Consider the following 13539-nt stretch of genomic DNA (forward strand, 5'->3'; position numbering starts at 1 on the left):
CCCTTCGCGCCCGCAGTCAATAGTCAGGCTCCCTACTTATGCCCCGGTGAACGGGGACGTGCGCGGGCATATCTCCGAATGTCATACAGATCGGATGCGATAGGGAGGCGCTTGCAGGGATCGCCACGCATCAGACAAGTCGTTAGCTGTTTAAATACTAAGGAAGACACTGCAGGTGCCGTCAAAACCGCGCCGACGCTCTTCTTTGCTGCGCAGCGTCGCCCTTTCCAATTGCAATGGAAAGGGTGTTCGCGATCTCCGTATAAATAAGCAGCGGCCGACGTCGGTGTCGCGTCGATAGGTCTTGAACAGATCGAAGAATCTAGCGGGCGAAAAGCTTCATCGAATGGCCGTTTGTCGGGCGTAGCCGTCGTTCGACTGTTCGAGCGAACCGGCGGCCGAATGGCGCTTCGTGGACGAACGCCGACGTTCCTCCCCGGCGTTCCCCCCGGAAATCCGCGATGAACCAAATAAAAAGGCCCGGAGGATATCGCCCGGGCCCTTCCCTTCACTTCATCCGCCGCTGCGGAATGCGCTTACGCCTCGAGCGCCTCCAGCACCTTCCCCTTCGTCTCGATCCCGACGAAGTGGACGGTCAGCGCCGCGATCAGCGGCACGATGCCGATCAGGTAGAACGCCGGCGCGAGGTTGCCGCCGATGATCGCGTGCGGCACGATCATCGGCGCGGCGAACGATGCGATCTTCAGCCATGCGCTGCCAAGCCCGCAGCCGGACGCGCGGATGCTCGTCGGGTACTGCTCCGGCGTGTAGACGTACGCGGTAATGAACCCCGACGCCATCAACCCGAGCGACAGCGAGCAGAAGATCGCGACGACATACACCGACGACGCGTGATAGATGCCCGCCAACGCCAGCGACAGCGCGCATAGCACGAACGACCACACGATCACGGGCTTGCGGCCGAGCTTGTCGACGAGCAGCGCGGAGGCCAGCGACCCGAGCACGCCCATCACCGAACCGATCACCGCGAGATTCAGCGCGAGCTGCAGCGGCGCGTGATAGAAATTCTTGTAGATCGTCGGCAGCCACGTCGACAGCCCGTACTGGATGAACCCGCAGGTCGCCCACAACGTCGCCACCGCGAGCGTGCGCTTGCGATACGCGGCGCTGAACAGGTCGCTCATCTTGCGCTTCGGATGCTGGCGCACCATCTCGTCGAACGCGGCCGCCTGCGTGACCGGCGGCAGTTCCCCGCGCACCGACGCTTCGAACACGCCAACCGCGCGCCCGGCTTCCGCGAGCCGCCCGCGCGACGCGAGCCAGCGCGGCGATTCGGGCACGAGACGCGTGAGCACGAACGACAGGAGCAGCGGCATCCCGCCGACGAAGTACATGATTTCCCAGCCGAAGCGCGGCACGAGCCATGCACCGAGCGCCATCGACACGAGCAGGCCGATCGGAAACACGATCTCGTACAGCAGCACGAACCGGCCGCGACCATGCGCGCGCGTGATCTCGTTGATGTACGTCGCCGCGACCGGCAGCTCGCCGCCGAGGCCCAGGCCCTGCAGGATCCGCAGCAGCACGAAGATCTCGAACGTCGGCGCGAAGCCGCACGCGATGCTCGTGATGCCGATCACGGCCGAGCTCCACGCGATCGCTTTCACGCGGCCGTGCTTCTCGGCCAGCGCGGGAAACAGGAACGCGCCGATCAGCTGGCCGATCGCGCCGGATGCGATCAGCATGCCGATCTGCGTCGGCGACAGCCCCCATTTGTGAATCAGCAGCGGCAGCGTCGCCGCGATCGTGATCACGTCGAAGCCGTCGAAGAACGTCGCGGTGCCGATCAGCACGCGCGCGCGGATCTGCATCGAGTTGGCCGGAAGCCGCTCGAGCCGCGCGATGATCGCGCCGGGCGTAGAGGCGGCAGCTTCCATCGTGGCGCGGCCGGCCACGACGTTGTCGAAAGTGCTCATGTGGGGTGTCTCCTGGTCTTTCGCCGGTCAGGCAAGCGCTTTGGTCGTGTCTGCCAGGGCTTCCGTATCCACTGCCCGGCCCTGGTTCATCCACTTGCGCGCGAGTTTCAGCTCACGCGCGTTGTTGACGGCGATGACACCTCTCACATGCCCTTCGCCCACGAAAAACAGCGTCGCACGGCGCGCGGCGAGATCGCCGCGCACGACGAGCTTCGCATCGGCCGGCAGATCGCCAAGGATCTGCAGGTTCACGTCGTACTGATCGGACCAGAACCACGGAATCTCCGCGTACGGCGCGCGCACGCCGAGCACGGCCTTCGCGGCCGCGATCGCCTGATTCTGCGCATTGGCCCACGATTCGAGCCGCACGCGCCGCTTCAGCCAGCCGTTGTGATGGTTCGCGACGTCGCCGCACGCGAAGATCGCCGGGTCGCTCGTCGCGCCGAATTCGTCGACGACGATGCCGTCGTCGACGGCCAGCCCCGCGTCGCTCGCGAGCGACGCGTTCAGCGCGAGGCCGATGCCGGCCACCGCGAAATCGGCGTCGATCGTCGTGCCGTCGGCGAGCGTCGCACGCACCTTCGATGCATCGCCGGGCTGCGCGTCGAGCGACGCGAGCGCCGCGCCGAGCCGCACGTCGACGCCGTTCGAGCGATGCAGGTCGAGCAGGAAATCCGACACGATCTGCGGCACCGAGCGGCCGCACAGGCGCGGCGCGCCTTCGACCACGACTGCGTCGACACCGAGCTTGCGCGCGGTCGCCGCGACTTCCAGGCCGATCCAGCCGCCGCCGACCACGAGCACGCGCCGGCTGGCGCGCAGCTTCTCGCCGAGCGCGGCCGCTTCGTCGAGCGTGCGCAGGTAGTGCAGGTTCGGTGTCCTCACGAGTGTGTCCGGCAGGCGGCGCGACGTGCCGCCGGTCGCGATCACGAGCCGGTCGTAGGCGATCTCGCGGCCGCCGGCGGTTTTCACCACGCGGCGTGCGCGGTCGATCGATTCCGCGCGTTCCGGTTGCCACGCTTCGACGTTCAGCGCGTCGAACTCGTCGGGACGCACGACACGCACGGTTTCGATATCGGCGTCGCCGGCCAGCACGGCCTTCGACAGCGGCGGACGCTCGTACGGCAGGTGCGGCTCGTCGGCGATCATCACGAGACGGCCTGCGTAACCTTCCGCGCGCAGCGTCTTCAGCACCCAGCCGGCGGCCTGCCCGCCGCCGATCACGACGACCGTGCCGGGCGCGGGCTGCTCGGGCGTGTTCGCTTCGGTCATGATTTGCGCTCCGTCATGAACTTGCCTTCCGGCGCCTTCGCGTTCTTCTGCCTGCGCGTGTTGCCGTCGAGGCCGCCGTCGATGGCCCATTCGGCGAACACGGTCGGGCCCGGCTCGAATTCGCGCGGCTGCCACTCGGGCGTCAGCACGTCTTCATCCGCGTAATACTCGATCAGCGCGCCGGCCGGATTCTGGAAGTACCAGAAGTACGCGGACGACACGGGGTGACGCCCCGGGCCGAGTTGCGTTTCCCAGCCGCAGCGGTCGATGTGCATGCCGCCGCCGAATACTTCATGGATGTCGCGCACGGTGAACGCGACGTGGTTCAGGCCGCGCTTGCCATTCGGCAGCGCGAGCAGGAACAGGTCGTGGTGGCCGCCATGCGGCGCGCAGCGCATGAACGCGCCGCGGCCCGGGTAGCGATCCGACGTCTCGAAGCCGAGCAGCTCGTGATAGAACTTTTCCTGTTCGTCGAGGCAGTTCGTGAAGAACACGACATGCCCGACCTCGACCGGCTCCGCGCGTGCATAGACCGGGCTCGGCTGGTCGACGCGCAGCGTCTTCCCCCACACGTTCGACGGCGAGCCCGTGATGTCGAGCGCGCGCTTGCGCGTGACTTCGATGCGGATCGCCATCCCGTTCGGGTCGATGCAGCCAATCGCATCGTCCTGCTCGTAATAACCGGGCTGCCCGGCGAGCTTCGCGCGCAGCGCGTCGAGTTCCTGCTGCGTCGCGACGCCCCACGTGACTTCACGCAGCGTCGGGCCCGCTTCGAACGCGGGCGGCAGCGCCGGATCGTCGGCCTTGACGGCCAGCACGGTGCAGCCGTTCATCGTCTCGAAGCGCGCGCGCGTGTCGTCGTGCGCGACTTCCGTCAGCCCCCAGTCGGCGAAAAAGCGCCGGCAGGTCGCGAGATCGTCGACGCCGTATGTGATCTGCTCGATTCCCAAAATGCTCATTGCGTCATTCCCCTTCGCTCAGTTTGCCCACGGCAGCGGCGCGTCGTTCAAGCCCCAGTAGAGGCTCTTCTGCTGCATGTATTCGCGGATGCCTAGACGCCCCTTCTCGCGCCCCATCCCGCTCTCCTTCCAGCCGGAGAACGGCGTGGAGATCGAGAACAGCTTGTACGTGTTGATCCAGACGGTGCCCGTTTCGAGCGCGCGCGCGATGCGCCACGCCCGCTTGTAGTCGCGCGTCCAGATGCCGGCGGCGAGGCCGAACACGCTGTCGTTCGCCTGCGCGATCAACGACGCTTCATCGTCGAACGGCATCGCGACCAGCACGGGCCCGAAGATTTCTTCCTGGCAGATGCGCGCGCTGTTCGGCAAGCCTTCGAGAATCGTCGGCTGATAGAAGAAGCCGTTCTCGCGCCCGTCGCCCGACGGCCGCTCGCCGCCGCACAGCAGGCGGCCGCCTTCCTCGAGGCCGAGCGCGACATAGCGCTCCACCGATTCGCGGTGCTTCGCGGTGATCAGCGGCCCCATCTGCGTGTCGGGACGCGTCGGGTCGCCCACGCGCAGCTTGCGTGCGCCGGCCACCAGGCGCTTCATGAATTCGTCGTACACCGACCGCTGCACGAACAGCCGCGAACCCGCGATGCAGGCCTCGCCCGACGAGCTGAAGATGCCGTACAGCACGCCGTTGACCGCGTGATCGAGATCGGCGTCGTCGCACACGATCGTCGGCGACTTGCCGCCGAGTTCGAGCGACACGGGCATCAGCTTCTCGGCCGCGATGCGTGCGATGCCGCGGCCCACTTCGGTGCCGCCCGTGAACGACACCTTCTTCACCAGCGGATGACGCACGAGCACGTCGCCGATCACCGAGCCCTTGCCCGGCAGCACGCTCAGCACGCCCTTCGGCACGCCGGCCTCCTCGCAGATGCGAGCAAGCGCGAGCGACACGAGCGGCGTGACTTCGGCCGGCTTCAGCACCACCGAGTTGCCGCCGGCGAGCGCCGGGGCGAGCTTCTGCGCGTCGGACGCGATCGGCGAATTCCACGGCGTGATCGCCGCGATCACGCCGATCGGCTCGTACACGCTCATCGTCAGGTAATCGCCGCGCGACGGCGTCAGTTCCTCGTCGAGCGTTTCGAGGCATGCCGCGAAATAGCGGAACGTGTTCGCGGCACTGGCCACCAGCACGCGCGTCTCGGCGATCGGCTTGCCGTTGTCGCGGCGCTGCAGGTTCGCGAGCGCCTCGTGGCGCTGCATGATCAGATCGGCGATGCGGTACAGCACCTGCGCGCGCTGGTGCGGCTTCAGCCCGGCCCAGTCGGCGCGGCGCCATGCGGCGTCGGCAGCCTCGACGGCTTCGGCCGCGTCTTCCGCGTTCGCCGTCGACACTTCCAGGTTCAGCGACTGGTCGGCCGGATAGATGCTCGCGAAAGGCGCGCCACGGCCGCGCCGCCACTCGCCGCCGATCAGGAGGTTGCCGTCGGGTACGAGGCTCGTATCGAAAGGAGTCATGTCACAAGTCCCACAAATCTGTCTATGCACGCCCGCCCTCGCCGTGGCGCGGGCGGGCGCTCCATGGCCCGGTCAGATCACGCAGCGGGCCGCGCGGTTGCGCAGCGCGCGGATCGCGCTGTACGCCGTCAGCGCGGACGTCTTCGGGTTGTCGGGCAGCGGCTTGCCGCTCATTTCCAGCGACATCTCGCCGAATGCGCCGCGCGCGGTGATGCGGTGCACGTTGCGCGCGACAGCCGGATCGGCGATCAGGCGCACGCGCGTCGCGTCGAGGCCGAGGCCCGCGAGCGCAACCGTCGCCGCGACGTTCGCGTTCTTCGGATACAGCCGCGCGGCGTCGCGCGCGGTGCCTTCGAAGATCACCTTTTCCTCGGTCATCGCACGCAGGTCGCACAGTTCCTCGGCCGGCGTGCCGAGCCAGCCGAGCGGCGGCTTGCGGCCGACGTACAGCACTTCGTCGAGGCCGCCCTGCTGCGCGGAAGCCAGCGCGTCGATGCCGCCGATCGCGCCGGACAGCAGCGTCACCGTCGAGTCGCCCTCTTCGGCCGCCTGCGACAGCACGTCGAGCAGCGCGAGGTCGGACAGCGCGCCGATCGACGCGACCGCGCAGTCGGTGCCGGCCTTCAGCAGCGGCACGACGTGATCGACGAGCGCGCTGTGGCCCGCGCATTCGAGCGCGAACTCGGGGCGGCGGGCCAGTGCGTCGACCGACGACACGACCTCGACCGCATCGCCGAGCACGCCCTGCACCGCCGCGCGCTGGTGTTCCGGCACGATCACGTGCGCGATGCGCAACGACGCATCGTGCTCGACCGCGTGGTACACGGCCGCGCCGATCGCGCCGAAGCCGATCATCACGACATCGACGGGTGCGTGCGGGTTACGCATACTGGCGCTCCGTCGGCGCTTCCTTCTTCACCGGCGGGCCCGCGAACGCCGACGCGAACGAGCCGACCGACAGCATGTCGACTTCGACCATCACCGGCCCTTCCTTCGCCATCCCGTCGCGCACGATCGCTTCGGCCTGGTCGAGCGACGTGATCCGGTAATGCGTGAGGCCGAAGCTCGCGCAGAATTGCGCGAAATCGGGCTGGTGCAATTGCACGAAGCAGCGGCGGCCGCCGTAGTGCGCGTCCTGGATGTTGCGGATCACGCCGTAGCACTGGTCGTTCATCAGCACGATCATCACGTTCGCGTTTTCCTGCACGGCCGTGACGAGTTCGCCGACGTTGACCATCAGGCCGCCGTCGCCGACGAGGCAGACCGTCTTCGCCGCCGCGCCCGCGAGCGCCGCGCCGATCCCCATCTGAATGCCCTGGCCGATGCCGCCGCCGAGCGCATGCACGCCCGAGCGAGGCTCGAAGATCTTCAGCAGGCGGTTGCCCCACGTGCTGTTCGAGATCGTCACGTCGCGCACCCAGTTGTAGTCGCGGCCGACCGCGCCCTGCAGCGTGTCGACGAGCTTCTTGTACGGCCCGAGGCCCTCCGCCACGCTGGCGACGGCCTGCTCGCGCGCCGCCGCGAGATCGGAGGCGAACTGCGGATCGATCGACAGGCGGCCTTCGAGGCGGTCGGCCAGCTCGGCCAGCACGCGCTTCGAATCGCCGTGCACGAACAGCTCGTTGCGGTAGCCGCGGTTGTCGGCGAGCGCGTCGGCATCGACACGGAACAGCGGCTGCGGCAGCGCGAGCTTGTACTTCAGCGTTTCGTTGCCGCGCAGGCGCGAGCCGACGACGACGAGCGCGTCGCAGGTCTTGTAGAACGCTTCGACGGACGCGTGCACGTTGAACGCGCCGAGCGTCGCCGGGTGATCCTCGGGCAGCACGCCGCGGCCCTGCACGCTCGTCACGACGCCGAAGCCGAGCTTCACGAGGCGTTCGACTTCCTCGCGTGCGTGACGCGCGCCGCCGCCGAGCCACAGCAGCGGGCGGCGCTTGGCCGCGAGCGCGTCGGCGAGCTTCGCGACACGCGCGGCGTCGTGCTCGCGCACCGTGACGTGCGCCGGCGCGAGGTCTTCCGGCCATTCGATTTCGGCGGCCTGGATGTCGATCGGAATCTCGACCGACACGGGGCCCGTCGGCGCGGTCTGCGCGATGCGCACCGCTTCGCGGATCGTCGGCAGCACGGTCTCGACCGTACGCACGCGGAACGCCGCTTTCGAGATCGAGTTCAGCATCGACAGCTGGTCGGGCGCTTCGTGGATGTACGCGAGATCCTGGTCGAGGTACGGCGTCTCGATCTGCCCGGTGACGTGCAGCAGCGCGGTGCCGGCCGTCAGCGCCTCGACCATCGCGCCGGCCGCGTTGCCCGCCGCCGTGCCCGTGCTCGTGAACGCGACGCCGAGGCCGCCCGACACGCGGGCCAGGCCGTCGGCCATGTTCAACGCACCCGCTTCACCGCGCGCGCCGACATACCGGATGTTGCCGCGCGAGTTGATCGCGTCGAGGATCGGCATGTTGTGGATCGAGATGACACCGAATGCGGTCTTCACGCCGCACTGCTCGAGAAAGGCGGCAATCAGCTCGCCAACCGTGGTTTTTTCAGACATGGCGTGCAAAGCCTCCAGAAACGTCGATATGGCTGCCCGTCGTGTAGGACGACAGATGCGTTGCGAGATAAAAAAGTGCCCAGGCGGCCTCGTCAGGCTTGCCGAAGCGATTCAGCGGAATGTTCTTCTTGCGGGCGAGCGCGCCCGTCCAGCCCTCCCAGCTTTCGCCGGACTGCGCCTGCGCTTCGTAGCGGCGGCGCCACTGGCCCGACTCGACGATGCCGATCAGGATCGAGTTCACGCGGATGCGCTGCGGCGCCAGTTCGGTCGCGAGCGACTTCACGAGGCTCAGCACACCCGCGCGCGCCGACGACGTCGCGACCATGTGCGGCTCGGGCTGCAGCGCGAGCAGCGAGTTCACGCACGTGATCGTCGGCGCCTGCGCGTCGCGCAGCAGCGGCAGGAATGCGCGCGTCGGGCGGATGATGCTGAAATACTTCAGTTCGAGTTCTTCGCGCCACGCGTCGTCGGTCGTGTCGGCGAAGGTCGACACGCGGCCCTGGCCGGCGTTGTTGACCAGCATGTCGGCGCGGCCGAAGCGCGCGGACACCGCTTGCGCGAACGCGGCCACGTCGGCTTCGTCGAGCACGTCGCAGCGCTCGGCCAGCAGTTGCGCGCCCGGATACTTTTCGCCGAGCATCGCTTCGGCGCGCGCGAGGCGCTCGCCGTCGCGGCCGCAGATCGCAACCGACGCGCCGGCCTGCAGGAACCGCTCGGCGGTCGCGAGGCCGATGCCGGACGAACCGCCCGTCACCACCGCTACCTGCCCGGTCAGATCGATCTCAATCATTTCAGTCCCAAAGCCTTCAGAAACGTATGCTCGTCATCCGAGCGGTAATTGAGCCGCCGCGACAGTTCCGCCGCCGCACGCTGCACTTTGTCGATCAACCCGTCCGCGATCAGCGCCGCGTCGATCTCCGGCCGCGGCACCGTCACCGTGATGCACGCGACGATCTTCTGCGTCTCGTTGCGCACCGGCGCCGTGACCACCGAGATGCCGCGTTCGAACGACGAGTTGCTGACGCCGTAGCCGCGCAGCGCATCCTCGCGGATCACTTCGTACAGCGCGTCGACCGTCTCCGGCGTCGCGCCCGTCATCCGGTTCAGCGCGCCTTCCGGATACAGCGCGTGCAGCGCCTTCAGCGACAGGTCGCCCATCAGCACGTGGCCGTGGGTCGTCGCATGCGCGGGCAAGCGCGTGCCAACGTTCACGCGGATCGAGCTGAACACCGGCGACTGGCTCTGCGCCTTCGCGACGAACACCACGTCGCGGCCGTCGCGGATCACGATGTGCGTCGTGAAGCCGGTCGCGTCGCGCAGGCTCTCGATCACGGGCAGGCCGAGATCGGTCAGCTCCAGCGAGCTCAGGTATTCGAAGCCGAGCCGCAGCACGGCAATGCCGAGCTTGTAGTTGCGATCCTTGTCCGCGCGCTCGAGGAAGCCGAGCGATTCGAGCGTCTGCAGCAGACGGAACACCGTCGTGCGCGGAATGCCGAGCCGCTTCGACAACTCGGGCGCGCCGAGCACGGGCTCGCGCGGCGAGAATTCGGCGAGAATCCGCAGCCCGCGTTCGAGGCCGGGCACCACGTAGCCGGCTTCGGCCTTGGCGCTCTCGGATTCTTGTTGTTGCAGCGGTTCGCTCATACCAGACCTCGCTGCGTATCGCACTGACGGCAGAATGCGTCGATCAGCGCGGAATAAACGGCCGGCGCTTCAACGTAGCCGGCATGGCCGGCTTGCGGAATCACCTGCAGCCCGACGTGCGCGGCCGCGGCAATCCGCTCGCACGCGGCGGGCGGCGTGATCGCGTCGCTCGCGCCGACGGCCACGGCCGTGCGGCCGCGAAAACCGGCGAGATCGGTCGCGAGATCGGCGTTCGCGAGCAGATGCGTGGCCTGCGCGTAGCCGGCCGGCACGATGCGCGCCATGTTCCAGCGCACCCACGCACGCGCATCCTCGCTCGCGAAACCGGACAGCATGTTGCCGCTGCGCTGCTCGGCGAGCCCGGCCGGGCCGAGTTCCGCGAGCATCGCGAGCCGCGCATCGCGACGCGATTCGCGCGTTTCGGCCGGCGCGCTGCCGTAGCCGCCCGCGGGCGACACCAGCAGCAGGCCGGCGATCCGTGCGGGCATCACGCGGGCGAGACCGCCCGCGATGATCGCGCCGAGCGAATGCCCGACCAGCACGCAGCGTTCGATGCCGAGTGCCTCGAGCCACGCGTTCAGCACTGCCGCGTAATCGGCGGCGGCCGGCGACGCGCCGTGCACGGGCGTCGACACGCCGTAGCCGGGCGCATCCCACGCGAGCACGCGCCGCGATGCGCCGAGCGCGTCGAGCTGGCGGACCCACGATGCGGCGCCCGAGCCGATCCCGTGCAGCAGCACGACGGGCAGCGCGCGGCCCGCATGCTGCGCGCCGGCCTCGCGATAACCGATCGTGCCGGCCGCGCCGGCCGCGCAACGCTGCTCGGGAAACTGCCCGAGCAGCGCGGCGAACGCCGCGGTGCGGTCGCGTTCACGTTTGTCGATGACACTCATTGCTTCACCCGCCCCGTCTCAACGCTTGATCTTCGCGAGCGGCGAATCGGGCGGATACGTCGGCGTGATCGGCTTCGACGAGCCGAGCATCACGCACATCAGCGCATCTTCCTCGCCGATGTTGATTTCCGTGCGATACACGCCCGGCGGCACCGAGATCAGGTCGCGCTCGCCGAGGATCGCTTCCCACGTCTCGCCGTCGCGCTCGCAGATCACCTTCATCTTGCCGCGCAGCACGAAGAAGATTTCCTCGACGTCGATATGGATGTGGCTCGGGCCGATGTTGCCGGCCGGAATGACCATCGTCGAGAACGTGAAGTTGCCGGCCGGTACCGTGTTGACGTCCTTCGCGACGCCCGTGCCGCCCGTGCCGACGTAGCGCATCTGCGCGCGGCGGTACTTCGGGTCGTAGTCGGCCTGGAACTTCAGCGCGTCCCAGTCGTAGCGCCGCGTCGCGTAGCGCGCAACGCGCCCTTCCATCCAGTCATTGAAGCTTGCGCCTTCCGGCTGGTCCCACGACTTGCGTTCGAGATCGGCGTCCGCCATCGTCCTCTCCTTCATTCAGAGTGAAAACATCAATTCAATCAATTCATCACGAAGCCGCCGTTCACCGGCAGCAGTTGACCCGTCACGAAGCGCGCGCCGTCCGACAGCAGGAACAGCACGGGGCCCGTCACGTCGTCGGGCATTTGCGCGCGCGTCAGCGCGCGGCCCTGCATGTAGAACGCATGGCGCTCGGCCGGCACGTAGGCCGTTGCCTCGACTTCGGTCAGCCCCGGCGCGATCGCGTTGACCGTCACGCCGTGCGCGCCGAACTCGCGTGCCTGCGCATGCGTCATCGCGATCACCGCACCCTTGCTGGCGACGTACGCGAGCAGCTTCGGCGCGCCCCACAGCGCGGTGTCCGATGCGAGGTTCACGATCGCGCCGCGGCCCGACTGCGCGAGGTGCGGCAGCGCCGCATTGCTGACGAGCCACACGCCGCGCACGTTCACGTTCATCACGGCGTCCCAGGTCGACACGTCGAGCTCCGTCGACAGCTTGCCGCCCGAGTTCGTGATCGCCGCGTTGTTGATCAGCGCGTCGATGCCCCCGAGCGCCGCCGCGCCCTGCGCGACGAATGCGTCGACGCTCGCCGGATCGGCCAGGTCGAGTGCGAAGAAATGCGCGGCATGGCCGGCTTCGGACAGTTGCGCGGCGAGCGCACGGCCCTCGTCGGCCAGCACGTCGCCGAACGCGACCTGCGCGCCCGCGGCGACGAGCGCCTTCACGAACGCCGCGCCGAGCCCGCGCGCGCCGCCCGTGACGAGCACGCGGCGCCCCGCGAGCGACACGACCGGTGCGAGCTCAGCCATTCGCGGGCTCCGAAGCGGCTTGCGCCGCGCGATGCGCGTCGAGCGCGGACAGGTGCTCTTGCGCACGCGTGCGCAGCATCCGGCGCACGCGCGTCATGCCGACGTCGTGCTGGTACAGGTATTCGTGGTCGCGCGCGTTCGGCGCGAGGCTTTCGAGGACGTAGCGGTCCTGCTCGAGCACGTCCCAGTGCAGGCCCTCGAGGCGGTTGCGGTACATGAAGCGCCACACGTCGCGCTGCCAGCCGCTGACCTTGCGCGTGCGCCAGAAGTAGACCTGGCAGTTGTCGCCGTCGACCGGCGTCGCGAAGCCGATGATCCCGAAGTTGCCGCCCGGGCCGAACTTCTGCTTGTACGGAATCGCGAGGCGCATCCACAGGCAGCCCGTTTCGCCGAGCTCGACCCAGTCGAAGTTCACGTCGCGCTGGCCGATCTTCTCGAACATCAGGCCCGTTTCCGTCTTGCGCACGCGCATGTCGGCCTGCTTGTCGCCTTCGGCCATCGAGTGCGACGTCGCGTGCAGGTACGCGCCGTGCATCGGGTCCATCACGTTGTCGATCGCGTACTGGTAATTGCACTTCCAGTTCGACACGCACAGGAAGTGGCCGTACTCGTCGTCGACCAGTTCCTCGGGCAGGTTCAGCGGCGCCGGCTCGCCGTGCGCTTCGTCGCCGAACCACAGGAAGATCGCGCCGGCCTTCTCTTCGACCGGATACGACTTCACGCACTTCGTGCCTTCGAGCGGACAGTTCGAGACGGCCGGCACGCGGTTGACCGTGCCGCCGCCGTCGACTTCGATGCCGTGGTACCAGCACGCGATGTTGCCGCCGAGGTTCCAGCCGAGCGACAGGCGCGCGCCGCGGTGCGGGCAGCGATCTTCCAGCGCGTGGACCTTGCCGTCGTGATCGCGCCACAGCACGATCTGCTCGGACAGGCGCGTGAGGCCGACCGGCGCGTTCGACACCTGCCAGCTCGGTGCGACGGGATACCAGTAGTTCTTGATGCCGCGGTCGAGATAGTCACGGACCGGGTCGTGTTGGGAAGCGTGTTGTGCGGGGGACGTCATCAGTGTGCTCCGGATGCGGTTGTCGGCGGGTCAGCGCTTAAGCGCGGTCATTCCGCGAGCGAGGCCATTTCGGCGCGGAAGCGCTCGGGCGTCCACACCGAGCCGTCCGGGGCGCGGAAGCCGATGCGGTTCAGGCCCGCGACGACGTCGTCCAGCTCGGTCGCGCCGGCTTCGAACACGCGTTCGAGCGCATCGCCGAGGTCGTTCTCGTACTGGGTCGGTGCGGCCTTGCGGTTCTGCCAGACCTGGTTCTCGACCTGACCGGGGATCTCGATCTGCCCCTTGCCCGCGACGTTGTTCGGCTGCGGCGCCACCCACGGCTTCAGGAAGGGATTGAAGTTGACGGTCGCTTCTTTCAT

The 13539-nt window shown here is 68.2% G+C and carries 13 protein-coding genes; all 13 read right to left on the reverse strand.

Going from position 1 to position 13539, the window contains the following annotated elements; translation table 11 throughout:
• Positions 1-536: 536 nt before the first annotated feature.
• The 13 genes from BFF94_RS30530 to BFF94_RS30590 all read right to left on the reverse strand — a co-directional run bounded on the left by BFF94_RS30530 (position 537) and on the right by BFF94_RS30590 (position 13539).
• Entirely contained in the window at positions 537-1937 is a 1401-nt protein-coding gene (locus tag BFF94_RS30530) for an MFS transporter (protein ID WP_128844891.1), read from the reverse strand.
• 27 nt (positions 1938-1964) lie between these two features.
• Positions 1965-3209: an NAD(P)/FAD-dependent oxidoreductase gene (locus BFF94_RS30535; protein ID WP_128844889.1), complete on the reverse strand. Its 1245-nt coding sequence runs from the start codon at positions 3207-3209 to the stop codon at positions 1965-1967.
• Positions 3206-4168 (reverse strand): VOC family protein, encoded by a 963-nt coding sequence (locus BFF94_RS30540; RefSeq protein ID WP_128844887.1) that lies wholly within the window; start codon positions 4166-4168, stop codon positions 3206-3208. The genes BFF94_RS30535 and BFF94_RS30540 overlap by 4 nt, the downstream gene beginning before the upstream one ends.
• A gap of 18 nt (positions 4169-4186) precedes the next feature.
• Positions 4187-5677: an aldehyde dehydrogenase gene (locus tag BFF94_RS30545; protein WP_128844885.1), complete on the reverse strand. Its 1491-nt coding sequence runs from the start codon at positions 5675-5677 to the stop codon at positions 4187-4189.
• Between the two features lie 72 nt (positions 5678-5749).
• Complete coding sequence (locus tag BFF94_RS30550; protein ID WP_219140175.1) at positions 5750-6565, reverse strand: aspartate dehydrogenase; 816 nt, start codon at positions 6563-6565, stop codon at positions 5750-5752.
• On the reverse strand, positions 6558-8225 hold the full coding sequence (locus BFF94_RS30555; protein WP_219140176.1) for a thiamine pyrophosphate-binding protein: 1668 nt from the start codon (positions 8223-8225) through the stop codon (positions 6558-6560). The genes BFF94_RS30550 and BFF94_RS30555 overlap by 8 nt, the downstream gene beginning before the upstream one ends.
• Positions 8218-9015, reverse strand: coding sequence for an SDR family oxidoreductase (locus tag BFF94_RS30560; protein ID WP_128844883.1), 798 nt, complete (start codon positions 9013-9015; stop codon positions 8218-8220). Before BFF94_RS30560 ends, BFF94_RS30555 begins: the two co-directional genes overlap by 8 nt.
• Positions 9012-9869: an IclR family transcriptional regulator gene (locus BFF94_RS30565; protein ID WP_128844881.1), complete on the reverse strand. Its 858-nt coding sequence runs from the start codon at positions 9867-9869 to the stop codon at positions 9012-9014. The genes BFF94_RS30560 and BFF94_RS30565 overlap by 4 nt, the downstream gene beginning before the upstream one ends.
• The gene (locus tag BFF94_RS30570) at positions 9866-10762 is read right to left on the reverse strand and encodes an alpha/beta fold hydrolase (RefSeq protein WP_219140177.1); all 897 of its coding nucleotides are present in this window, start codon (positions 10760-10762) and stop codon (positions 9866-9868) included. Before BFF94_RS30570 ends, BFF94_RS30565 begins: the two co-directional genes overlap by 4 nt.
• A gap of 18 nt (positions 10763-10780) precedes the next feature.
• Complete coding sequence (locus tag BFF94_RS30575; RefSeq protein ID WP_006489904.1) at positions 10781-11308, reverse strand: cupin domain-containing protein; 528 nt, start codon at positions 11306-11308, stop codon at positions 10781-10783.
• Positions 11309-11346: 38 nt separating this feature from the next.
• Positions 11347-12117, reverse strand: a complete 771-nt coding sequence (locus BFF94_RS30580) for an SDR family oxidoreductase (protein WP_219140178.1) — start codon at positions 12115-12117, stop codon at positions 11347-11349.
• Complete coding sequence (locus tag BFF94_RS30585) at positions 12110-13180, reverse strand: aromatic ring-hydroxylating dioxygenase subunit alpha (protein ID WP_128846590.1); 1071 nt, start codon at positions 13178-13180, stop codon at positions 12110-12112. Before BFF94_RS30585 ends, BFF94_RS30580 begins: the two co-directional genes overlap by 8 nt.
• Positions 13181-13227: 47 nt before the next feature.
• Complete coding sequence (locus tag BFF94_RS30590) at positions 13228-13539, reverse strand: recombinase-like helix-turn-helix domain-containing protein (RefSeq protein WP_128846592.1); 312 nt, start codon at positions 13537-13539, stop codon at positions 13228-13230.

The organism is Burkholderia catarinensis, assembly GCF_001883705.2.
Taxonomy (GTDB): domain Bacteria; phylum Pseudomonadota; class Gammaproteobacteria; order Burkholderiales; family Burkholderiaceae; genus Burkholderia; species Burkholderia catarinensis.

What these genes read in the sequence shown, in the direction of transcription:
- BFF94_RS30550 (WP_219140175.1), bottom strand. Translation starts at nt 6,565, where the DNA reads ATGCGTAACCCGCACGCACCCGTCGATGTCGTGATGATCGGCTTCGGC.
- BFF94_RS30565 (WP_128844881.1), bottom strand. Translation starts at nt 9,869, where the DNA reads ATGAGCGAACCGCTGCAACAACAAGAATCCGAGAGCGCCAAGGCCGAA.
- BFF94_RS30545 (WP_128844885.1), bottom strand. Translation starts at nt 5,677, where the DNA reads ATGACTCCTTTCGATACGAGCCTCGTACCCGACGGCAACCTCCTGATC.
- BFF94_RS30590 (WP_128846592.1), bottom strand. Translation starts at nt 13,539, where the DNA reads ATGAAAGAAGCGACCGTCAACTTCAATCCCTTCCTGAAGCCGTGGGTG.
- BFF94_RS30540 (WP_128844887.1), bottom strand. Translation starts at nt 4,168, where the DNA reads ATGAGCATTTTGGGAATCGAGCAGATCACATACGGCGTCGACGATCTC.
- BFF94_RS30530 (WP_128844891.1), bottom strand. Translation starts at nt 1,937, where the DNA reads ATGAGCACTTTCGACAACGTCGTGGCCGGCCGCGCCACGATGGAAGCT.
- BFF94_RS30535 (WP_128844889.1), bottom strand. Translation starts at nt 3,209, where the DNA reads ATGACCGAAGCGAACACGCCCGAGCAGCCCGCGCCCGGCACGGTCGTC.
- BFF94_RS30560 (WP_128844883.1), bottom strand. Translation starts at nt 9,015, where the DNA reads ATGATTGAGATCGATCTGACCGGGCAGGTAGCGGTGGTGACGGGCGGT.
- BFF94_RS30585 (WP_128846590.1), bottom strand. Translation starts at nt 13,180, where the DNA reads ATGACGTCCCCCGCACAACACGCTTCCCAACACGACCCGGTCCGTGAC.
- BFF94_RS30555 (WP_219140176.1), bottom strand. Translation starts at nt 8,225, where the DNA reads ATGTCTGAAAAAACCACGGTTGGCGAGCTGATTGCCGCCTTTCTCGAG.
- BFF94_RS30575 (WP_006489904.1), bottom strand. Translation starts at nt 11,308, where the DNA reads ATGGCGGACGCCGATCTCGAACGCAAGTCGTGGGACCAGCCGGAAGGC.
- BFF94_RS30580 (WP_219140178.1), bottom strand. Translation starts at nt 12,117, where the DNA reads ATGGCTGAGCTCGCACCGGTCGTGTCGCTCGCGGGGCGCCGCGTGCTC.
- BFF94_RS30570 (WP_219140177.1), bottom strand. Translation starts at nt 10,762, where the DNA reads ATGAGTGTCATCGACAAACGTGAACGCGACCGCACCGCGGCGTTCGCC.